Source organism: Photobacterium sanguinicancri, from assembly GCF_002265265.1.
Taxonomy (GTDB): domain Bacteria; phylum Pseudomonadota; class Gammaproteobacteria; order Enterobacterales; family Vibrionaceae; genus Photobacterium; species Photobacterium sanguinicancri.
Window position 1 is genome coordinate 1 of sequence record NZ_NOIF01000071.1, and the last position, 23,370, is coordinate 23,370.

Consider the following 23,370-nt stretch of genomic DNA (forward strand, 5'->3'; position numbering starts at 1 on the left):
ACTTACAGTAAGTATCAGCATTATTTATACCAATAAATCATCACTTAAGCCTAAAAAAGCAGCATAATAAAATCAATCACTCTATCTTATTCCTGGCTGTTCTAACGAAAAGCCTCACTGTAATTGAATTTCTTTCAACAAAGATAACAATACTTTAGATGCAGGGCCCATCGCTTGTTGATTGGAATAAGCCACATCAACCGATTGGCGCCACCCATCAATATCCATCTTAGTGACTAATTCTGTGAGTAAGCCTGATTGGATCAGATCGCCCACAATGTTGCGTGGCAGCACAGTCCAGCCAATGCCACTACTCACCAACAGCATGGCTGAAAGCGCACTGTCTGTGACCCACATTGAATCAGAGAGTTGCCAACGATGCGCTAACTTACGATAACGACCACTTAATAAGATTTGTCGATGTTCCTTCAAGTGATGCCAGTCAATTTCCAAGATACTGGCCAGCGGGTGGGATGGCGCAACAAGGTGACACATCTCAAGTTGACCAATGCCATAAAAATTAAAACCTTCAACCAAGCCATCCAACTGGATCATTAATGCTAGCTGCGCACGCCCAGTATTGAGTAACTCTAAAATATCGCCTTCGGCTGCATTCAGTATTTCCAGTTCAACCATTGGATACTGCACTTCAAAAGCTTTAAGCTGATCGGCCAATGCTTGAGTCATGGTCATAGACTCTACCGCTAGCGTAATTTTTGTTTCTATCCCAGCTTGAAACTCTTCTGCACTTGCTAGAAAGCTACCGCACTGTTCCAATATATGACGCGCTTTAATCAATAAAGCATCGCCATGCATCGTCAACGTTGGTGAGCGGCGACTTCTATCAAATAAAATTAAGTTGAGATCCGCCTCTAAATTAGCAACCGCAGCACTGACAACTGACTGTGCTTTGCCTAAACGCCGCGCGCCAGCCGAAAACGACCCCGATTCAGCAGAGGCCACAAAGGCTTCTAACTGCTCTAAAGAAAACTGCATTATATGCCCACTCCAACCTATCGTATTTAACGATAGTAACTAACTTTAATCTTCCGTTAAAGCCGTTATTATTAGCCATACCAAAGTGAAAAAGCGCCGCAACCTAAGATATAATCCAGATAGTGAGAACAAACTATGCGTACCACATTAGACAGAATTCGCCACACCATAGGTTTTGAAGTGATAGCCTTACTCCTTATTACTTTCGTGGTAAGCCACCTTGTAGGTTTAGATCCAAAGCGCATGGGTGTAATGGGATTAGGGTTCTCCATCATTGCGACAGGGTGGAACTACGCCTATAACTTAATGTTCGATAAGTCCATGCTGAAACGCTTTGGCACGACAGTGAAAACGGCCAAAATTCGTATTATTCATGCGATTATTTTTGAGCTGTGTCTGTTAGTGATCACCCTACCTGTTATGGCATGGTGGTTAAATATGACGTTATACGACGCTTTAATCTTAGATCTGGGTATGGTGATCTTCTTCTTATTTTATGCTTATGGCTATAACTTGGCGTACGATAAGTTATTTCCAATTCATGAATCAGCGGCCATTGAAACACCAACTAACGAGCCGCAATTTACCAATCACTAAAACGGCGGCTCAGTCTACGAAAACGAAAAAAGCGCATAATGCGCTTTTTTCGTATCTATCAGACAAGATAATCATGCCGTGCTCTGACGAAAGTTTTTCGGTGACGTGATCAGATCATGTTTATTCAATAAACGGTACATGGTTGCTCTTGATACACCGAGCTCACGTGCCGCCGCTGAAATCTGCCCTTTATTATTTTCCAAGACCGCTAATAAAGCACTGCGTTCCGATTCTTCCCGAATTTTTTTCAAGCTTTGCTTATCATCAACCAAGCGAGGTATGTCGAGTTGATCGGCTTCAAGCGTTGGTTGCTCAGCAAGTAACACAGCTCGTTTAACTTGGGTCAATAATTCTCGAACATTCCCTGGCCACAAATAGGTTTGCAGCATACGAATGGCTTCTTCTGAAAACTGACGAGCGACACTGTTGTACTGACGCGCAAATTTCAGCAAGAAGAAATTGGCTAAATCGACAATATCTTGCTGCCTTTCTCGTAATGCAGGCACAGACAAATTCAAGACATTGAGTCGATAGTACAAATCTTTACGCAGCTTGCCTTCCGTTAACAGCTCTTCAGGATCATGTCGGGTGGCCAATATTAATCGAATATCACCACCGACGAGACGACCACACTGTGTGGTGAATTCACCGTCTTCGATAAATTGCAGTAGCTCTCGCTGGCGCGCATCGCTTAGATCTGCGATCTCATCTAAATACAATACACCGTCTTTTGCTGCAGCAAGAATACACTTCATCTCATCGCTGTCAGTCTCTTGTTGCAGCAACCATGATGATGTCAGCTGCTGACAAGCAATACGAATAAAGCCAGCCCGTGCCCTTTTTGATGCTTGGAAAATAGCTTGTGCCGCTAACTCTTTACCTGTCCCTACTTCACCTTGAATGAACACTGGCACATCAGTTGCAGCGACACGCCGCACCTGATGGCGCAGTTTTTTCATGCTATCGCTATCACCTTGTAGCCCCAAGTGACCAAACTGACCTAACTGAGGCCAAATTTTCCGCTCTAATTGCAGCATACCGCTCTGGTGACCGATAGTTTTTTGCAACTGAGAGATAGGTAATGGTGCAGTGAAATAATCAATGCAAAAGTTGACAATAAATTGGCAAATCGCATCTGACTTTAACTGGTCATCTCGCACTAACGCTAACCAACGCACTTGTTTATTACGATTAACTAATGCAGCAATACCCTGCAAACTAAAGTCATCTTGGCTAAGATCGATCACGCCAATACATGGGCCTACATCAATCAATAAACCTTCCGCCGCACGCAAATCATAGCAACGATGACACATCCAGCCAGCCTGCTCCAGTGTGGAAAGCCACTCTGCTTTCCCGCCACCAAAGACCACTAATGCACCAGGGTCTGAACTCATGAATAATGCGCTCCCCATTTTTTTCGCCTTATATCTTAACTGCTTATTACCCGAAACCTTAAGTGCTGAGAGCACAATATTGCCAATTATCGGACAAGATGTAGTTGATGATATATGGCACAATTAAATAAATGCAACATGTTTACTATAGTTAAGATTGTACTTGATGCAATTTCATATAAAACGGAGAGGTTATACGCAAAAAGCGCCCAGTAGGCGCTTTTATATTCAGAGTGAGGTTTGCGGTAATTTAGCTAACGGTTACTGTTTCACCGTTTTCTTCCGCTTGTTCTACACCAATTTCATTCTCACTTTTCGCGACAATCGTATTAACGGCTGTATCACCGACCACGTTAGAGCTGGTACAGAACATATCGTTGATACGGTCAACAGCGGCGATAATAGCAAGACCTTCAGGTGGTAAACCTAGTTGGTGAAGTAGTACACCGACCATCACAACACCGCCACCAGGAACACCACCAGCACCAATAGACAGTAGTAAAATAGTTAACCCTAGTGTAAATAAGTCTGCTGAATTAATTGGTTGACCAAAAGCATTGGCCACAAAAATAGTCGCAAGCGCAATGTAAATAGAAACACCAGACATGTTCATTGTTGCGCCAAGTGGAACACCAAATCCTGCTACTGATTTCGATACACCAATTTTATCTGTAAGCGTACGCATGGTGACTGGGATAGTCGCATTCGAACTTGCAGTTGATAGTGAGAACAAGATTTGCTCACGAATATGGCGTAGGAAAGTCGATGGCTTAATACCCGTCGCTAGACCCACCATCATTGGGTAGAAGAAGAAGATCCAGAACACCAGCATGGCAACGACAAGGCCAACATAACCCGCTACTGACATCAAAGTGTTTGCATCCAGTGTTGCGCCGAGTTGAATCATCAAAGCAAATACACCGTATGGTGCCAGGCTCATTACCAAGCCAATCAGCTTCATCATGATCTCATTTGCCATTTTGAAGGTTTTGATTGCTGGGCCACCACGCTTATCCAATGCTTGGATAGCTAGACCGGTCAAAATAGCCATGAAGATGATTTGTAACATGTCGCCACTCGCAAACGCCTGAACAGGGTTACTAGGGACAATGTTAACAATCAAAGAGAAGATATCCGGCGTTTCGGTAGTGGTCAGTTCAACCGCTTCCGATACTGTGCCCGCTAAGTTCGCATCAGCGCCTGGCTGGAAAATCATACCAACCGTTAAGGCTGCTGTAATCGCGATGATGGTATTAATAATGTAAAGACCAAAGGTTTTACCACCAAGTCGACCAAATGCCGTTATGTCTTTTAACTCCACGATGCCACACACAATCGACACATATACGAGTGGAACTACAAGCAGTTTAATCAATGAAACAAACATACCGCCAGCGCCTTCCGCTAAGCCAAGTACATAAGTGTCCATTAAGGTTACGCCGCTAAATAGGTACTGGATAGCCGTACCAATAATCAAGCCAGCAAATAGGCCTGTGAATATCTTTCCTGATAGCGATTTGTTCATCGTCCATCTCCAGTTGGTTATGCTTGTTAATAGTTTGTGTACTACCTAGTCTCACTGTTCCCCGTGAGTTCAGCGACATTTTACATAGATGGACTGAACTGAAAAGCATGAATTTTACATTTTGGATACATTCACTCATCAATTTTAAACACTGCCAAACTGAGTTTTTGGTAGCATAAAAAACTAAAGTCATGCTAAATCGGTAACTTATCAATAAACACTTGTATGAATTAGCCAGTGTTTTGGAGGGGAGCGACGCGCACGCTAAATGTTTCATAGTGTGAATGCAGTCACACCTGAAATTCACTATTGGAATAAAAGAAAACTATTTAAGACTAAAAGAAATAAAGTTTGGCTATGAGGCAAATATGAAACTTGCCTCATTTATTGAGGAGAGAGCTCGAGTACTGGTCGCTTTACGATATATCCCGCTACCAGTGATTTCAATCAGTAAGAATAAGCAATTACTTATTTAACTTGATATAAGTTTGACAAGATTGATGGGTAAGAACTTCTGTCGTGAAGCCACCACTCCCTGCATACCAATAGCGTAACCCCATTCCTTCAGACAAAGGCGCTTCATAGTTTTCACATGCTTGAGGAAACAGATCTTTCTTTAAACTACGAGGGTCAAAATTCCATGACCAACGGGCATTCTGAAGCTGGACGACCACGGTTAATAAGGCATTTGTTGGATCATATTGAAACGTCATATTACCACCGCGAAAAGGGGATGCTGGCACATCATTCAGGGCGATCAAATCTTGCTCATAGTTCGACGGTACCGTACCAATAAAATCAGAAGGTGGTGGCGTTAACTTTGCCGTCGAGCAACCAGCTAATAAAACCGCGCTTAAACACAACGCATACTTTTTCATGTATAAGATCCATTCACTATCGTAATCAACACCTTTCTATCTGATAAATAAAGATAAAAAGGCAATTCAGGTTATTTCATCACAATAATACAAGATTCAAAATTAGTATGCCGCACTGAAATAGCAAAAGTTTGCTCGCAATGGCATTTATAGGCATTAGGTTTTGTCAGTGTTTGACAGACGAAAAAAAACCACCTCGAAAGGTGGTTTCTTACTGTCAGCCAATGGCCACTAAACAAACAATTAGTTTGCTTGAGGACGCATCGCTGGGAACAGAATTACGTCACGAATAGTATGCGTATTCGTAAATAGCATTGCTAGACGGTCGATACCGATACCTTGACCAGCCGCTGGTGGTAGGCCGTGCTCTAGTGCAGTGATGTAGTCTGCATCGTAGAACATTGCTTCGTCATCACCTGCATCTTTCGCATCAACCTGCGCTTTGAAGCGTTGGTCTTGGTCTTCTGCATCGTTAAGCTCAGAGAAACCATTTGCAACTTCACGGCCACCGATGAAGAACTCAAAGCGGTCTGTGAAGAATGGGTTGTCATCGCTACGACGTGCCAGTGGAGAAATGTCCGCTGGGTAACCTGTAATAAATGTAGGCTGGATCAGTTGTGGCTCGGCCGTTTCACCGAAGATTTCTTCAAGTAGCTGACCACAAGTCCAGAAAGTTTCCACATCAACATGAACAGATTTCGCAATCTTAACCATAAGGTCACGATCTTGAACACCTTCTTCCGTTAGCGCTTGGATTTCTGCGTGTTCAGGGTTGTAGTGCTTGATAGCATCTAGCATCGTCATACGTGCGTATTGACCACCAAACTCAACCATTTCGTCACCGTAAGGCATTGCAGACGAACCAAGAACTTCTTTAGCAACAGAAGATAGCATCTCTTCAGTTAGATCCATCAGATCTTTGTAATCTGCGTACGCCATGTAGAATTCCATCATAGTGAATTCTGGGTTATGACGTGGCGATAGGCCTTCGTTACGGAAGTTACGGTTGATTTCGAATACACGCTCAAAACCACCAACAACTAGACGCTTAAGGTAAAGCTCAGGCGCAACACGTAGGTACATGTCGATATCTAGTGCATTGTGATGAGTAACGAAAGGACGAGCCGTTGCGCCACCAGGGATCACGTGCATCATTGGTGTTTCAACTTCCATGAACTGCTTAGAGACCATGAAATTACGAATAGCCGTTACTAGTTTAGAACGAATAATAAACGCGGTACGAGAGTCATCGTTAACAATAAGGTCAACGTAACGCTGGCGGTAACGCATTTCTTGGTCCGTTAAACCATGGAACTTCTCTGGTAGTGGACGAAGTGCTTTTGTTAGCAGCTCGTACTCTTCCATGTTCACGTAAAGATCGCCTTTACCTGATTTGTGAAGCGCACCTTTAACACCGATGATGTCACCGATATCAAGACCTGAAAGGTTCTCTTTCAGTTCTTTTTGAACGTCTTTTGAAGCGTATGCTTGAATGCGGCCAGATACATCTTGAATTGCTAGGAATGGACCACGTTTAGCCATAATACGGCCTGCGATTGCAACAACGTTGTTTGCTTCTTCTAGCTCTTCTTTGCTTAGCTCACCGTATTTAGCCTGCAGATCAGCCGATAGGCTGTCGCGACGGAAATCATTGGGGTGACCGTTTGCTTTGCAGTTTTTGCGAATCATGTCTAGCTTCGCACGACGTTCAGCAATCAGCTTATTTTCATCTTGTAATTGATCAGTCATGGGGGGAACCCTTAATTATTAACCAAATATGGTTAGAGACCTGATTTCAGGCTGGCTTCGATAAAACGGTCTAAATCGCCGTCAAGTACAGCTTGGGTATTTCGATTTTCTACCCCTGTACGTAAATCTTTAATGCGGGAATCATCCAGTACGTATGAACGGATCTGGCTGCCCCAACCAATGTCAGACTTTAAGTCTTCGCTGGCTTGTTTCTCAGCATTTTGTTTATGCATTTCCAATTCAAACAGTTTCGCTTTCAACTGTTTCATCGCTTGGTCTTTGTTCTTGTGCTGAGAACGGTCATTCTGACACTGCACCACAGTATTCGTTGGTACGTGTGTAATACGTACTGCTGATTCAGTGGTGTTAACGTGCTGACCACCCGCACCTGATGCACGGTATACGTCGATACGTAGATCAGATGGGTTAATATCAATGGCGATGTTGTCATCCACTTCTGGGTAAATAAACGCAGAAGCAAACGAGGTATGACGACGGCCACCTGAATCAAACGGTGACTTACGCACTAAACGGTGGACACCCGTTTCTGTACGTAACCAGCCGTAAGCGTACTCACCACTGATGCGTACAGTTACTGACTTCAGACCCGCGACATCACCGTCTGAAATTTCAATAATTTCAGTCTTAAAGCCTTTTGCATCGGCCCAACGTAGGTACATACGTAGCATCATAGACGTCCAGTCTTGTGCTTCCGTACCACCCGAACCCGCTTGAAGGTCGATGTAGCAATCAGATTCGTCGTGATCACCAGAGAACATACGACGGAACTCAAGTTTTTCTAGCTTAACTTCAAGCTCTGCCAACTCAGGTTCAATCTCGTCAAATGTCTCTTGGTCGTCTTCTTCAATCGCTAATTCAAGTAGACCTTCAACGTCTTCTACGCCTTGGTCTAGTTGATCGATAGTATCAACGATTGCTTCTAGCGCAGAGCGCTCTTTACCTAGCGCTTGAGCTCGTTCTGGCTCGTTCCAAACATCTGGTTGCTCTAGCTCTGCATTTACCTCTTCTAGATGCTCTTTTTTAGCATCATAGTCAAAGGTACCCCCTAAGAATGTCAGTACGTGCTGATACATCCTCAAGTCGGTTTTTAATAGGATTAATCTCGAACATTGCCACTCTTCATAGCCGAAATGGACATAACCGAAAGATTCTATCGAATTGTAGATAGAATATACAGAGCTGGAACAAGGTTATGTGTGATTTTATTTTATGAATCCGTTCACAAATTCCGAGGCCAGGACCGCTTGAAATCTACTCATAAGACTGATTATCGAGAATATATTCAAACAAAGAACCGTGATTATTCAGCCTTATCCTGTAGAAAAACAAAAAGGCGAAACTTTATGCAGTTTCGCCTTTACTGATAAATGATAAATTTATGATTAAAGTTCAGTTGCTGGCACTTTACTTCGCATCAAGATGTTCCACCATTAATTGCACACTGGTGTTGCCACGGAATTCATTGATGTCCAACCGATAAACTAACTCGATAATTTGCACCGATGCATCAGGCCAACGGCGCAAATCCACATTGAACGCAATCGCATCAATCACGGCCCCGCCACTTAACGGTTCAACCATCATTTTTAAATGCTTGCCGCCCACCAGCTTCTGATGCAGTAAACGAAACTGACCATCAAAGCTAGGTTCAGGGAATTGCTGCCCCCATGGACCACCACTACGCAAAATTTCTGCGGTAGGTAAGTTCAGCTCACCTGCATTCAGTTCACCGTCGGTCAGCAACACGCCTTTTAATGCGTCTTCATCTAGTTCTGCACGTACGGCTTCATCAAAGGCTTGGCTGAAAGCCTCTAGTTTATCTTCTGGAAGGGTTAATCCTGCCGCCATTGCATGGCCACCAAATTTCGCGATCATTCCCGGATTTTTGGTATCAATTAGATCCAATACATCACGCATGTGTAAGCCAACAACAGAGCGGCACGACCCTTTAATCTCACCGTTCCCCGCATCCGCAAAGGCGATCACCGGGCGGTGATACAGCTCTTTAATACGAGAAGCCAAAATACCAATCACACCCTGATGCCAATCACGCTGAAACAACACTAAACCGTAAGGCATGTCGTTCTTGTTAAATTTAAGGCGTTCACAAATAGCCAAGGCTTCATCTTTCATGCCCTGCTCTATTTCTTTACGAGTTTGATTTAGCCCATCCAATTCTGAGGCCATTCGACGCGCCGCTTGAATATTGTCACACAGCAGTAACTCGACCCCAAAAGACATATCATCTAACCGTCCTGCGGCATTGATACGTGGGCCTAAGGCAAAGCCTAAATCGCTGGTCACCAGTCGAGAATGATCGCGATTGGCTACCTCAATCAGAGCTTGGATACCAGGGCGACATTTACCAGCACGAATACGTTGTAGTCCTTGGTGTACCAAGATGCGGTTATTACCATCTAGCGCCACCACATCCGCAACCGTCCCAAGCGCCACTAAATCTAATAGCTCGGCTAAATTGGGTTCTGCTATACCTTGGTCAACAAACCAGGCTGTTTTACGCAATTCAGCACGCACAGCCAGCATCAGATAAAAAGCAACGCCAACCCCACATAACGCTTTTGAGGGAAAATCACATTCATGAAGATTAGGGTTAACAATGGCATCGGCTTGCGGTAATTCATGCCCAGGTAAGTGATGATCAGTCACCAGAACATCGATGCCTTTTGCTTTGGCAGCTGCCACACCAGCAATGGATGACACGCCATTATCAACCGTCATGATTAATTGAGCACCTTTAGTGTGCGCTTGCTCTACCACTTCAGGGCTCAAGCCATAACCGTCATCAAACCGATTAGGCACTAAATAATCAACGTTGTTACAACCCAACATACGTAGCGCTAATACCGACAATGCCGAACTGGTTGCGCCATCAGCATCAAAGTCGCCCACAATAATAATACGTGTGTTGTTTTTCAGGGCTGCAATTAATAACTCAACAGCAGGCGCAATACCGTGCAATTGGTTATAGCTGAGCAAGCCTTTAGCACCACGCTCAAGTTCCGCTTCACTTTGAATACCACGGCTAGCATAAATGCGTTGCAAGATGGCGGGCGTTGCTGAGGAGAAGCCTGAGATATCAGCATCAGGACGGCGTTTAACTTCAATCATAGTGACGGCTATCGATTCTTATTGAGGGCTGAATTTTTATTCTACCGCACTCTTTAGCCCGATCTACAACTAATCGCGATATCCCCTCAGATTCCCAATAACAAAAAACCCGTATAGCGCTTGGCCAGACGGGTCTCGATAATTATATTGTCTTACTTAACACAGCTTTTAGCTTTTAGCTTTACTGTCTAGCATTTTACGTAACATAGGTGCGGGTTGGTAACCCGGTAACAATGTGCCATCTTCCAGTATCAAAGCGGGAGTACCAGACACGCCCATCGCTTGGCCTAATTCAAACTGCTTCATCACGATGTCGTTACGTGGCTTCACACCCTCTGTATTGAAAGTGCCATTTTTTGCATCGTTCATCGCCTGCGCGGGATCTTTTGAACCCCAAATTGCGCCCATCTCGTCTAGGTTACGTGAACGCTCGCCACCACGGGGGAATGCAAGGTAACGAATGGTGATACCCGCATCATTGTATGCCGGAATTTCACTGTGTAATTTACGGCAGTAACCACAGCTGGTATCAGTAAAGACGGTAACAACGTATTTTTCATCTTTGGCTGGATAGACAATCATTTCATCTTCCATACCTTGAAGCTTATCTTTGTTAATTTTCGCCATTTTCTGCTCGGTGAGGTTCACCGGCTGTGCGCCTGTATTTTGATATAAGTGACCAGCGATGAAGTATTCGCCATTATCCGACACATAAACAATGCCACGTTGGGTAATAGCTTCATTCATGCCAGCAACAGGCGAAGGAGAGATCGATGTAGGTGCAAGACCTAATGCACTCAACTTCGATTCAATAGCGGCATTATCAGGTTTTGCCGAAACTGAAAACGCAGTCAAAGCGACAGCAGTAGCAAGCAGAGTACGACCAAAAAAGTGCATTCGATTCTTTCCTTTTACGTCTAAAAAGCGGAATGTCCGCAGAAAATAGTGATGCGATCACTACCCACTACAAGAACAGACCTGTAAGAGTGTAAAAAACTTTCAAAGTTCCTCGTTAACAGGCTTTCTCTTTTCTTTTCACCAAATACATTGGCAATAAAACATAGTGGGTTTGTTTCTTCGCTTGGCAGCATAAAGCAACCGCATGAATACGCAACAGATCATAGTTCCAGTTTGCGAACACATTCGCAATGTTCAAGCACGTGGGTGATGCGTTTGATGCAGTTGCTTCAAGCGTTCGGTCGCAACATGAGTATAGATCTGAGTTGTCGATAGATCACTATGGCCAAGTAACATCTGTACGACCCGTAAGTCCGCACCGTAATTCAATAAGTGTGTCGCAAACGCATGACGCATCACGTGCGGTGACAGCTTTTCGGTATCAATCCCAGCTCGCACAGCGTAATGCTTGATCCGATGCCAAAAGGTTTGGCGCGTCATTTGCTTAGCTCGTCGACTAGGGAAAACAACATCAGAGGTTTTTTCACCCAATAATTGCGGACGCCCAGACTCAATAAATTGCTCGATCCAATCAATGGCATCTTCGCCCATTGGTACAAGGCGTTCTTTTTCACCCTTACCAATAACACGCACCACACCTTGCCGTAAGCTGACATTTTCCATGGTCAAGCTGACTAACTCAGTTACCCGTAACCCTGTCGCATAAAGCAGTTCCAACATCGCTTTATCACGTAATTCAAGCGGATCGTTAGGATCTGGGGCATCCAATAATGCGCCGACTTCGTCTTCACTAATATCTTTCGGTAATCGCTTAGGCAAGCGCGGGCTAACAAGCATCGCACTGGGATCATCCACTCGCATTTTTTCACGGTTCAAGTATTGGAATAAACGACGGATCGCAGAGGCCATTCTTGCACGAGAAGTTTGTTTATAATCGGCATCAAATAACCATTGCTGATATTTATGCAAATCATCTTCTGACACTGTCAAAACCGTAAGTCCGTTATCGGTCAGCCAGTGCTGTAATTTCAATAAGTCATTGCGGTATGACATTAAGGTGTTTTCAGATAACCCTCTTTCCATCCACATTGCATCGAGAAAGCGCTCGATACTGATTTCATCATTTTCCACGACAACCTCGGACTTTTAGTTTGTGGGTGTAAGCCCTAGGTATAAGTCCTAGATACCAGCCCAACATTTATCTACTGGGTATAAACACAGTATTTTTAGCTATAGTAGTCTATTTATCGCAAAAAAGTCACCTCTCTTATTTCGCTCAACCGCAGCAAACCATAGAGGATTGTAAGCAACACAGGTACACTCTCGCTATTCCATACCGATAGGTACGCCCTCAACCGACGAGAATCCCTCATGAACATAGGCCTATTCTACGGCTCGACCACTTGTTACACCGAAATGGCAGCCGAAAAAATTCGAGACTGTATCGGACCTGAGCTGGTCACACTGCATAACATCAAAGAAACTGACATCAGTGAAATGAACCAATACGACATGCTGATTTTAGGGATCTCGACTTGGGACTTTGGTGAACTTCAGGAAGACTGGGAAGCGGTTTGGGAACAGCTCAATGGTTTACAGCTTACAGGGAAAACCATTGCACTCTTTGGCTTAGGTGATCAAGAAGGCTACACCGAGTGGTTTCTAGATGCGATGGGCATGTTACACGATAAGCTATTGCCAACGGGTGCAAATTTCGTGGGTTATTGGGAAAACAAAGGCTATGAGTTTGAAGCATCGAAAGCCCTAACTGAAGATGAGCAATTCTTCGTTGGCCTAGCTCTAGATGAAGACAGTCAATTTGAACAGAGCGACCTGCGAATCACAACGTGGTGCGAACAAATCATGACGGAATACGCTGAAACGCTGTAAACGTCCTTGTTCACTGAACGACCAGATACAAAAATGGGATGCCAAGGCATCCCATTTTTTTACTCACATTTGGCTTCTTTGCCGCAGCAAATGTATCGCTGCAAATTTATCTCAGCAAAAAATAAGCTTATGCGGTTTGTGCATCTTGCTGCTGTGCTGGCGCACCAACAAAACGTGTAATCACCATTGCTGCAAATGTAGGGATAACCCAAGCCATGCCGTAATCGAACAGTGGCAATACGTTGAATGCAGAAACATCAATACCCATGAACTTAGCCGCATCAATGAAACTAAACACTAATGACACTAATAGCACCGCACGGTATGCAACGCGTGGGTTTGGTAACCATTTACGTACAAACGTTAGTGCCACTAAAGCAACAGCAACAGGGTATAGTGCAAACAATACAGGAATCGACAGTGAGATAAGCTGGTTAAGACCAACGTTAGCAACCACCCCACACGCTACCGCTAAAATCACAGCCCACTTCTCGTAAGACAGTTTAGTCAGTGAACTGAAGTAATCAGAACAAGCACTGATAAGGCCGATAGCTGTTGTTAGACACGCAAGTAAAACGATAGCTGAAAGAATAACTTGGCCAGTTCCACCAAACAATGCGTGAACATAAATACCAAGGATTGCGCCACCATTTTCAGCACCAGCAGCAATACCTGCACTGGTCGCACCTAAGTAAAACAGCGAGATATACACAAACGCAAGACCAGCAGCTGCAATCACACCAGCATATACCAAGTAGGTGCAGGTTGTTTTCTCGTCTGTCACACCCTTTTTGCGGATAACATCAACAATCAGCATACCGAACATCAGTGCTGCAAAGGTATCCATGGTGTTATAGCCTTCAAGGAAACCTGTTGTAAACGCTTGTGCAACATAATCTCCTTGAGCAGGAAGAATGTCACCCTGAGGGTTCACAAAAACAGCGATAGCCAGAATCGCTAACACAGCAAATAGTGCCGGTGTTAAAAACTTACCAATCATGTCAATCAGTTTGCCGCGTGACCATGCGAACAGTAAAGCTACTGCAAAGAACACGACCGAAAACAGCGTCAAGCTCAGTTGGCCAGCATCTGCAATAAACGGTTTAACTGCCATTTCATACGCGACAAGACCTGTACGGGGTGCTGCAAAAGCTGGACCAATAATGATAAAAATCAGCACTGCCATCAGGGTCGCTACCGAAGGGGGTAGATCACGGGTTAATCCTTTCCAGCCACCACCGGCAACGGCAACAGCAATAATCGTAATCAGTGGAAGACCGACTGCGGTGGAAAGAAAACCAAACATAGCAGGGAGTAAGTTATCGCCCGCCAATTGACCTGCCTGTGGCGGAAATATGATATTCCCCGCTCCCAAGAAAAACGCAAAGGTCATAAAACCCAATGCTAGGATGTCTGTTACTTTGAGTGTCTTTTTCAAACTGCACCTTCACTCTTTGTCTAGTTCATGATTTATGTCTGCATATTGTTATTATTTTGTTACTAAACACTTATAGCGAGTTGTAACAAATATGTCAGCATAATGAAGAAAAAATGCACAATAAGCAACCTTGCAGGGTAAAACACCACTATATCCAAGGTGCAACCGCAAAAAGCAGATAATAACTCCAAATAAAAAAGAGCTACTAGAACTAACAACCAATATTGAATGACAATATAACAGATCTCAAATAGATAAATATTCCATATGAAGCTAAGAAAGCCACGCAATATTCCCTAATCAATAGAGCGAAAGCCCGATATACTGACGTTTGAAACAGGAGGAAACATGGCAAACGGCTTTACTTTCAAACAATTCCACGTTGATGACTTAGGCTGTGGCATGCCAGTTAGCACTGATGGCGTCTTACTTGGTGCATGGGCGCCTTTATTCGCGCATGGCACGATTCTCGATATTGGCACTGGGAGTGGATTATTAGCCTTGATGAGTGCACAGCGCAGTGTCGAAAGCCGCAACCCTATCATCGCACTTGATATCGACGTCAGTGCAGTCAAAGCAGCAACACACAATGCTCAGCAATCGCCATGGGCTGATCGCCTGCGTATTCATCATGCCGATCTGCAGCACTGGCAACACCAACAAGCACCACACAGCATAGATACCATTATTTGTAACCCTCCTTATTTCAATTTTGGCCAGCAAGCCAATTGTGATAAACGAGCAACGGCACGCCATACCGACACGTTAAGCCACCATAATCTAATAGAGAGTGTGAAACATTTACTGACACCCTATGGCATCGCCAGCTTCATCTTGCCGGAATACGAAGGGCGCTTGTTCATTACCGCCGCGAAAACTCACGGTTTATACTGCCAACGCCTATGTGAAATTCGCACCACAGAGCGTAAACCTATTAACCGTTTATTGTTTTCACTGACACCTTACGAGTGCGACACTGAACATCAACAACTGAATATTCATCAGCAAGGCCAATACTCTGATGCGTTCATCGAATTAACCCAAAGCTTCTACTTAAAAATGTAATAAATACCATGATATAAACGCAGTAACGGGGAACCTCGCATCTTGCTGCCATTTGGGTATATAATGCCGCCCCTTATATTTATGCCTCTTGCCATTACCTCGTACAATTATGTAATGGCTGGCGTTGGTCTTATTCCCGAGGAGAGATGACTGGTGAGAGACTTTTCCGAATTAGAGTTAGATAGCGAACTATTAAAAGCAATTGCAGAAATAGGTTATTCACGCCCGACAGATATTCAGGCGCAGGCTATCCCTCATGCCTTGGACGGCCGCGATGTGTTGGCTTCTGCTCCTACGGGCACCGGAAAAACCGCCGCGTTTCTTCTTCCGATGATCCAACACTTGTTGGACTTCCCACGCAAGAAACCTGGGCCTGCACGCGTATTGATTTTAACACCGACACGTGAGCTTGCTATCCAAGTAGCTGAAGAAGCACGTAACCTGGCAAAACACACACAGCTGAACATTTTCACCATTACTGGTGGTATTTCTTACGACGACCATGCAGAGCTTCTGGGTAAAACTCAAGATCTTGTTGTGGCAACACCTGGCCGTCTAATGGAATACATTGAGTCAGAGCGCTTTGACTGCCGTGCTATCGAATGTCTTATTCTTGATGAAGCCGATCGCATGCTAGACATGGGCTTCACCAAAATCGTTGACCGTATTCATAATGAATGTCGCTGGCGTAATCAGAGCATGCTGTTTTCAGCAACGCTTGAAGGTAAAGGCGTACGTGAGTTCTCTGAAACCATTTTGAACGAACCTGTTGAAGTGGATGCAGAGCCTTCTCGTCGTGAACGTAAGAAGATCCACCAGCTGTACCTGCGCTGTGACAACATGCCGCACAAGCTGGCGATACTTGAAGAGCTGTTAAAAAACCAAACAGAGCGTAGCATCGTATTCATCAAAACCCGTGAGCGTTTAGGTGAACTACGTGATCAACTTGCATCGATGGATATCAAATGCAGCTGGATCCAAGGCGAGATGGCGCAAGTATCACGTATTAATGCTATCGAGCGTTTCCGCAGCGGTGAAGTCTCTGTATTGCTTGCAACCGACGTTGCCGCGCGTGGTATCGATTTACCCGACATCAGCCACGTAATTAACTTCGACTTACCTCGCACTTCAGATGTGTACCTACACCGCATCGGCCGTACAGCACGAGCAGGTAAGAAAGGTACTGCGATTTCTCTTGTAGAAGCGCACGACCAAGGCATGATGGAACGTATTAGCCGCTACATGAAAGAAGAAGTGCCTGAGCGCTTCCTTGAAGGCTTACGCCCACAAAGCAAAAAGTCGAAAACCGTTAAGAAGAAAAAAGTAAAAGTTGATAAGAAGCTAAAAGCAGCGAAGCAAAAGAAAGCGCTGAAAAAGCAAAAGAAAAATACTGCGACTAAAAAAGACGCATAAGCTTTTTACTTAACGTAAAGCACCAAATAGCAAAAAGGCAGTGTCGATGACACTGCCTTTTTTAATACCCACATTTTGCCATTAAACGACGTAAAACAGACGCTTATTTAGTTTGTTCTTCACGCTTGAAGACAAACTCGGTTGCGGTCGATTCTGCATCAACAAAGTAGTAGCCAGCGACATCAAACGCCTTTAATGCCTCTACCGAATCAACGCGATTATCGATAATGTAACGCGCCATCATGCCGCGTGCTTTTTTTGCATAAAAGCTAATTACTTTATAGGTGCCATTTTTGCAGTCTTTAAATACTGGCGTGATCACTTTCGCTTTCAGTGATTTAGGCTTAACCGCTTTAAAGTATTCATTAGATGCAAGGTTAATTAACACCTCATCACCTTGCTCAATCAAGGCTGAATTCAAGGTCTCAGTGATGATATTGCCCCAAAACTGATACAAGTTAGTACCACGATCATTCGCTAGCTTAGTGCCCATTTCTAGGCGGTAAGCTTGCATCAAATCAAGTGGGCGTAATAAACCATAAAGACCCGATAACATGCGTAAGTGATTTTGCGCCCAAGCGAAATCATCTTCGGTCATCGTTTCAACGTCAAGGCCGGTATACACATCACCTTTAAACGCTAAAATCGCTTGGCGGCTATTTTCTAGCGTAAATTCAGGTTGCCATTCAGTAAAGCGGGCGACATTCAAACCTGCAATTTTATCGCTCACTTTCATTAGTGTAGAAATGTCAGCTGGCGTCAGTTCACGACAGACCTTAATCAGTGCCGCTGAATGATCCGTTAATGTCGGCTGTGTGTATGTTTGAGTCACTAAAGGCGATTCATAGTCGAGCGTTTTCGCAGGAGAAACCACAATTAACATAAGGCTTTATTCCCTTTTCAGCTGAGTTTTATTCTTTCTATAATTTGCTAAAAAGGGTATCACCTAAATACAAAAAAGCCACGCGAATGTCGCGTGGCTTTTTGAATTACAGCAATAGAGTAAAGCTATATTCGCACCGCTTATCTCTTGCTGCTGGGATCATCCTTATTCTGATCCCAAATACCTTCTTCAAGCTGAGCATGCAGTTCAGGGTAGTCTTTACTATCAAATGTGGGGACTTTCCCTTGCGCTAACTGTTTATTGTAATCCGTTGCCAGCTTCACTACAGTGCCCGATAAGAGCACTATCGCCACTAGGTTGATAATGGCCATCATTCCCATCGATACATCAGCCATCGCCCATACAGTGGGTAGATCCGCTACCGCGCCAAACATCACCATGCCCAACACCACCACACGGAATACATTTAAGCCCGCTTTATGGTTATGCTCTAAGAAGATCAGGTTTGTTTCAGCGTAAGAATAATTCGCAACCAATGACGTAAAAGCAAAAAAGAAAATGGCTACAGCGATAAAAATAGCGCCCCAATCACCCACTTGTGAACTCAGTGCACGCTGCGTTAACTCAATACCCGTCACCTCACCGTGCGGTACATATTCACCCGACATCAAGATAATTGCGACAGTCGACGAACAAATGACAATGGTATCCATAAATACGCCCAGCATTTGCACATAACCTTGTGATGCAGGATGTGGTGGATACGGTGTCGCAGAAGCCGCGGCATTCGGTGCCGAACCCATACCTGCTTCGTTCGAGAATAGTCCACGCTTAAGGCCATTGATCATCCCTTGTGCAATGGTGTAACCCAGCGCACCAGAGGCCGCTTCTTCCAAGCCAAACGCACTGCGGAAAATTAACATCAGTACATCAGGTAACTTTTCAATGTTAATCGCCATGATGTACATCGCGATCAACAAGTAAAACAAGGCCATCGTTGGAACAAGTAACTCTGCGGTACGCGCAATGGTTCGCATACCACCAAAGATTATGAAACCAGCCATAATCACCAAAGCGATACCGACATACATCGGATTCCAACCAAAGGCGACATTCATTGCTTGCGTAATAGAGTTGGCTTGCACCGAATTAAAAACGAGGCCGAAAGCAATGATCAAACAAATGGAGAATACGACGCCCATCCAGCGCATACCCAGACCTTTTTCCATGTAATAGGCCGGGCCACCACGATAATTACCTTCATCATCGCGAGTCTTATACAGTTGCGCTAGCGCACTTTCTGCAAATGCAGTTGCCATACCTAGCATCGCAATTAGCCACATCCAAAAAATGGCTCCAGGGCCACCTAACGTCAGGGCAACAGCAACACCAGCCATATTCCCCGTACCAACACGGGCTGCAAGGCTAGTACACAATGCTTGAAATGATGAGATTCCAGACTTGTCTGACTTACGGCTGTTCTTCATCACACTAAACATATGGCCAAAGTGACGGAACTGAATAAACCCAAGACGGTAAGTAAAGTAGACACCTACCCCAATAAGGAGGTAAATAAGTACGGAACCCCATAACAGATCGTTTAAGAAGTTAATCTGACTTGTCACGTTTCCCCCTCTATAAATCATAAAAATAGAAATAATTCTGCGTTCAAAGTGAACCAGAATACGTAAAATTATTCGTGGTTGTTTAACACAACCTTAGTTGTTGTTATGTGTTTGCGGTACAACACCGTAGACAAATAAGCGTACTGTCAGCACTTCATAAAAAATAAAAAGGCTGATTTATGATGCGTTGATCACTGACCAAGCAACTGATGGCGGGTGATCATGCCAAAGAAAAGGCTATCAACGCAATATGCAGCAAAATGCACACCACTGCAAAACTCTGCCATTATGACCATTTGAGAACAGCTTCACTAACGACCAATTGCAACATTTTACTTAACAATGTGCAACACGCCATTATCAATGAATTTAAGTGGTAGTCACCGCATAAAAAGCAGACACCGAAAAAGTGAATAACATACCAGTACTTCTGGGCTTGTAACACGCGTATTACTCGGATCCCACCTATAAATCTGCAGTCAAAAAAACATTAATTTCAATACGTTTAGCACCCTTCGCAAACGATTACCTTGCGCGTTTTTTCACCAGTCAGATTGCGATTGAGAAGTCGGCCACATAAAAACTTCATATAACGATAACATTTGCGAAATACATCAATTTTATTTTATTTGTCAGTGTGCTATTTAACTAGAAGGCAATCTGGCTATTTCGTCAGCAGTTTATCTGTATCGGTCAGATTGCTTCATCCCTGTAAGGAAAGAGGTGCTAATTATGGATAACTATGCATTCGACGACATTCTTGCAATCGAACGTCCCGCTCGTGCTAGCCGCGGTAAACCGGTTAAACGTAAATGGCGTGAAATTGAAGCCTTGAAAGATAAACAACGACTACAAAAGGAACTTGAAGGTATCGATATGCTGAGAGACATCTCAGACGATCTTCTTGACTATTAACCGCACAAACGTACAAGCGCCAATCATTGGCGCTTGCCTTCAATTTGGCAGCATTATTGAAAGGTTCCCATTCGTTTAATTCGAACGATTAGATGATTAAACAGAGGCAACTAACCGTTCATGTAAACGCTGATAACGGGGTAATACGTTATCACCAAATAATGGATCACATTCGCACTCTTGGTAACGTTCGCCCACAGCGATCCAATCTTGCGTCGTAAAGTGACGGCGGATTAAAGGAAAAACGTATTTTTCTTCAAACTCTAAATGCGCACGTTGGCGAGTAACAAACTGATTCAATTTATCGGCGAAAACATCAAGTGGGATCACGGCATCCATCAGAATCATATCAACGGTATCGGCAAAATCTTCAGTTAATTGCGACAAGTCTTGATGCTCCACATCCAGCTTTTCCATCACCCCTTTATCGGCATACTTCTCTTGGTAATAATGATATATCACATCTTCTTTCGGATGATGACAACACTCCGCATACTTATGAAGATACTCAACAATGTCTTTAACCAAACTATAATTGACAGGTTGGCCTTGCTGAATAGCATGAAGCTTTTGCTCCAAAATACATAATAAGCGGTTAATATAACCATGTTCGGTGTGAATTTTATCTAACATCATACTTACCTCCTAGCTAACCTTCCTTGATAGCATCCGAGCATCATTACTCTCTGATCCTTGAAGCAGTGTTACCAAGCTAACGCTATATTATTTATCTCAATATAAGTTAAGCCTATAAAAGGAAGGATAGCAGTGGTTTGATCTTGATTATTTGATCACCAATACAAATAAAACCACCGAAAATGAATAAATATTAAGCAATATCTTTTAAGTGCCAATCAATCTCTGACTTATTCATCTGCGACAGCAGGGTATTTGTCTGGGAGAAATGCTGACAACCAAAGAAACCACGGTACGCAGACAGGGGTGACGGGTGAGCCGAGGTCAAAACGTGGTGACGAGTCGTATCAATTTGCTTTCCTTTTTTCTGTGCGTGCGCGCCCCACAGCAAAAAGACAAGGCCTTCGGCCTGTGAATTCAATGCCTCAATGACATGATCGGTAAACGTTTCCCAACCAATTTTGGCATGCGAGTGGGCCTTACCCTGCTCAACCGTCAGTACGGTATTAAGTAACAAAACACCTTGCTGAGCCCAAGGCTGTAGATAGCCATGGTTAGGGACAATAAAGCCATCAATGTCGGTCGCTAATTCTTTATACATATTCGCGAGTGAGGGAGGTGTTTTGACTCCAGGTAATACAGAAAAACTCAGGCCGTGTGCTTGATGAGGGCCGTGGTAGGGATCTTGCCCTAAAATGACAACTTTCACTTGATCAAAAGGCGTAGAATCAAACGCATTAAATACATCAGCTTCAGGTGGGAATATGGCCTTACCTGCCGCACGCTGATTCGCGACATAGTCTTCAATATGCGTAAAGTATTCTTTAGTGCTTTCTTGCGAAAATAATGTTTGCCAGTTGAAAGTGTGAATCATGAGCATGTCCTACAACCAATAATAATGACCCGTATTTTACCGAGCCATTATAATAAGGACAGCGAATCATTTGTGTGGCACCACAGGAGTGCGCCAGTGACCACGGCCTTGGATTGGGCGATACGCCTGGGGCAGTGATGTAACAGAGCCTATAGATAGGGCGTGTGCATAAATAAGAGTCATGAGATCACCTTTGGTGCTGATGTAATAAAAAGCCACCGAGACATAAGAAGCTATATACCTGTTACCTCTACGAATGAAAGATAAGTGCCAACTTGGCATAAATTTCAGGTATCTATTTATAATCAAGATCTTAAATGCAAATCATGCTGTATCAATTTCCCCTCTATAAGTATTAAAGCACTGATAATACGCATTGATGCGCACTATTAGTGCCTCACTTTCACAAGGTTGCTTTTATTGCACTAAAAATATCAACGTATTGCAGGGATAAAGCTGCGTAAAGTCTCAATCTCTTGACGCCATAAGTCAGGATTGATCGTTTCCAGTACCAACGGCATATTATCAAAACGCGAATCTTGCATAAGGAAACGGAAACAATCCCAGCCAATCTCCCCTTCACCTAAGCTATGGTGGCGATCAAGGTGACTATTCAGCTTTCCTTTTGAATCATTCAAGTGCATTGCGCGTAAATACCGCATGCCCACTACGTGATCAAATTCAGCAAACGTCGCTTCCGTCGCCTCCTCTGTACGTAAATCATAGCCTGCAGCAAATGTATGACAGGTGTCGATACACACCCCAACCCGAGATTTATCTTCAACCTGCTCAATGATCTCAGCAAGGTGCTCAAAGCGCCAACCAAGGTTACTGCCTTGTCCTGCCGTATTCTCAATAACCGCGACAACATCAGGCACTTCTGCATGCGCTAAGTTGATAGATTCCGCAATTAGTGCCAAACAATCACGCTCAGAGATCTTTTTAAGGTGGCTACCTGGGTGAAAGTTAAGCAAGGTTAAGCCGAGCTGCTGACACCGTTGCATCTCATCGATAAAAGCGCTGCGCGACTTTTCTAACTTTTCGGCTTCAGGCGCCCCCAAATTAATTAGGTACGAATCATGAGGCAAAATAGCCTCAGGTCCAAAACCTAAAAACTGGCAACAAGCTTTAAATTTATTAATGACATCTTGCTCTAAAGGCTTAGCTACCCACTGACGTTGATTCTTAGTAAACAAAGCAAATGCATTTGCGCCAAGCGCTGAAGCATTTTGCGGTGCATTTTGAACACCACCTGCGGCTGAAACATGCGCACCAATTAACTTCACTGTTGACCCTTTTTATTGATAATTCACTTTCTCGACTTTCATTTTAACGGAAGTACAAATGCCATTCTTGTCTTTTTAATTGCTGTTACTTTTGCACGGCAATTACAACAAAATAGGTAGGTGATACGTGCATTTTTCAAGGGATTGCGCCATTAAGCCCCCTTAAAAATGTAG

The 23,370-nt window shown here is 43.9% G+C and carries 20 protein-coding genes; 5 read left to right on the forward strand and 15 right to left on the reverse strand.

From position 1 onward, the window contains the following. Positions 1-114 precede the first annotated feature (114 nt). Positions 115-996 (reverse strand): LysR family transcriptional regulator, encoded by an 882-nt coding sequence (locus tag ASV53_RS12190; protein WP_094957272.1) that lies wholly within the window; start codon positions 994-996, stop codon positions 115-117. A gap of 135 nt (positions 997-1,131) precedes the next feature. Here ASV53_RS12190 and ASV53_RS12195 point away from each other — a divergent pair, with 135 nt between their 5' ends. Beyond that, the gene (locus tag ASV53_RS12195) at positions 1,132-1,593 is read left to right on the forward strand and encodes a PACE efflux transporter (protein ID WP_062691265.1); all 462 of its coding nucleotides are present in this window, start codon (positions 1,132-1,134) and stop codon (positions 1,591-1,593) included. Between the two features lie 71 nt (positions 1,594-1,664). On the opposite strand, the gene ASV53_RS12200 is transcribed toward ASV53_RS12195, so the two are convergent. From ASV53_RS12200 to xerD, 8 genes are all read right to left on the reverse strand, one after another. Beyond that, positions 1,665-3,008, reverse strand: a complete 1,344-nt coding sequence (locus ASV53_RS12200; RefSeq protein ID WP_189337867.1) for a sigma-54-dependent transcriptional regulator — start codon at positions 3,006-3,008, stop codon at positions 1,665-1,667. 232 nt (positions 3,009-3,240) lie between these two features. Further along, positions 3,241-4,515 (reverse strand): dicarboxylate/amino acid:cation symporter, encoded by a 1,275-nt coding sequence (locus tag ASV53_RS12205; RefSeq protein ID WP_062691263.1) that lies wholly within the window; start codon positions 4,513-4,515, stop codon positions 3,241-3,243. A gap of 464 nt (positions 4,516-4,979) precedes the next feature. Then, positions 4,980-5,393 (reverse strand): hypothetical protein, encoded by a 414-nt coding sequence (locus ASV53_RS12215; RefSeq protein ID WP_062691261.1) that lies wholly within the window; start codon positions 5,391-5,393, stop codon positions 4,980-4,982. Positions 5,394-5,636: 243 nt separating this feature from the next. Next, a complete protein-coding gene (gene lysS / locus ASV53_RS12220; protein ID WP_062691260.1) occupies positions 5,637-7,142 on the reverse strand; it encodes a lysine--tRNA ligase in 1,506 nt (501 codons plus the stop codon). 32 nt (positions 7,143-7,174) lie between these two features. After that, positions 7,175-8,273 (reverse strand): peptide chain release factor 2 gene (prfB, locus tag ASV53_RS12225; RefSeq protein ID WP_141226242.1). Its coding sequence is split into 2 segments (ribosomal slippage): positions 7,175-8,197 and positions 8,199-8,273, totalling 1,098 coding nucleotides; the frame shifts between segments, so codons are not numbered across the junction. A 294-nt stretch (positions 8,274-8,567) separates the two neighbouring features. Continuing rightward, positions 8,568-10,292 carry a single-stranded-DNA-specific exonuclease RecJ gene (recJ, locus tag ASV53_RS12230; protein ID WP_094957273.1) on the reverse strand — a complete coding sequence of 575 codons (1,725 nt, stop codon included), beginning with the start codon at positions 10,290-10,292 and terminating at the stop codon, positions 8,568-8,570. Positions 10,293-10,460: 168 nt separating this feature from the next. Further along, a complete protein-coding gene (gene dsbC / locus ASV53_RS12235) occupies positions 10,461-11,189 on the reverse strand; it encodes a bifunctional protein-disulfide isomerase/oxidoreductase DsbC (protein WP_062691259.1) in 729 nt (242 codons plus the stop codon). 255 nt (positions 11,190-11,444) lie between these two features. Then, the gene (xerD, locus tag ASV53_RS12240) at positions 11,445-12,341 is read right to left on the reverse strand and encodes a site-specific tyrosine recombinase XerD (protein ID WP_094957274.1); all 897 of its coding nucleotides are present in this window, start codon (positions 12,339-12,341) and stop codon (positions 11,445-11,447) included. 240 nt (positions 12,342-12,581) lie between these two features. Between xerD and fldB the strand changes: the two genes are divergently transcribed. Further along, complete coding sequence (fldB, locus tag ASV53_RS12245) at positions 12,582-13,100, forward strand: flavodoxin FldB (protein ID WP_094957275.1); 519 nt, start codon at positions 12,582-12,584, stop codon at positions 13,098-13,100. A 127-nt stretch (positions 13,101-13,227) separates the two neighbouring features. On the opposite strand, the gene brnQ is transcribed toward fldB, so the two are convergent. After that, positions 13,228-14,538, reverse strand: a complete 1,311-nt coding sequence (gene brnQ / locus ASV53_RS12250) for a branched-chain amino acid transport system II carrier protein (RefSeq protein ID WP_094957276.1) — start codon at positions 14,536-14,538, stop codon at positions 13,228-13,230. Positions 14,539-14,886: 348 nt separating this feature from the next. On the opposite strand from brnQ, the gene ASV53_RS12255 reads away from it, so the two are divergent. Both ASV53_RS12255 and srmB read left to right on the forward strand, forming a co-directional pair. Then, positions 14,887-15,603, forward strand: coding sequence for a tRNA1(Val) (adenine(37)-N6)-methyltransferase (locus ASV53_RS12255; protein ID WP_094957277.1), 717 nt, complete (start codon positions 14,887-14,889; stop codon positions 15,601-15,603). A gap of 153 nt (positions 15,604-15,756) precedes the next feature. Beyond that, on the forward strand, positions 15,757-17,016 hold the full coding sequence (gene srmB / locus ASV53_RS12260) for an ATP-dependent RNA helicase SrmB (RefSeq protein WP_062691257.1): 1,260 nt from the start codon (positions 15,757-15,759) through the stop codon (positions 17,014-17,016). A 103-nt stretch (positions 17,017-17,119) separates the two neighbouring features. On the opposite strand, the gene yaaA is transcribed toward srmB, so the two are convergent. Next, positions 17,120-17,899: a peroxide stress protein YaaA gene (gene yaaA, locus ASV53_RS12265; RefSeq protein ID WP_094957278.1), complete on the reverse strand. Its 780-nt coding sequence runs from the start codon at positions 17,897-17,899 to the stop codon at positions 17,120-17,122. A 140-nt stretch (positions 17,900-18,039) separates the two neighbouring features. After that, a complete protein-coding gene (locus ASV53_RS12270; protein WP_094957279.1) occupies positions 18,040-19,485 on the reverse strand; it encodes an alanine/glycine:cation symporter family protein in 1,446 nt (481 codons plus the stop codon). Between the two features lie 732 nt (positions 19,486-20,217). On the opposite strand from ASV53_RS12270, the gene ASV53_RS12275 reads away from it, so the two are divergent. Further along, entirely contained in the window at positions 20,218-20,400 is a 183-nt protein-coding gene (locus tag ASV53_RS12275) for a DUF3545 family protein (RefSeq protein WP_094957280.1), read from the forward strand. Between the two features lie 96 nt (positions 20,401-20,496). Here ASV53_RS12275 and ASV53_RS12280 read toward each other — a convergent pair whose 3' ends face one another. The 3 genes from ASV53_RS12280 to nfo form a co-directional block, all read right to left on the reverse strand. Then, on the reverse strand, positions 20,497-21,036 hold the full coding sequence (locus ASV53_RS12280; RefSeq protein ID WP_094957281.1) for a hemerythrin domain-containing protein: 540 nt from the start codon (positions 21,034-21,036) through the stop codon (positions 20,497-20,499). Between the two features lie 193 nt (positions 21,037-21,229). Continuing rightward, positions 21,230-21,910: a uracil-DNA glycosylase gene (gene ung, locus ASV53_RS12285; RefSeq protein WP_094957282.1), complete on the reverse strand. Its 681-nt coding sequence runs from the start codon at positions 21,908-21,910 to the stop codon at positions 21,230-21,232. A 434-nt stretch (positions 21,911-22,344) separates the two neighbouring features. Next, entirely contained in the window at positions 22,345-23,196 is an 852-nt protein-coding gene (gene nfo / locus ASV53_RS12290; RefSeq protein WP_094957283.1) for a deoxyribonuclease IV, read from the reverse strand. Between the last annotated feature and the right edge of the window lie 174 nt (positions 23,197-23,370).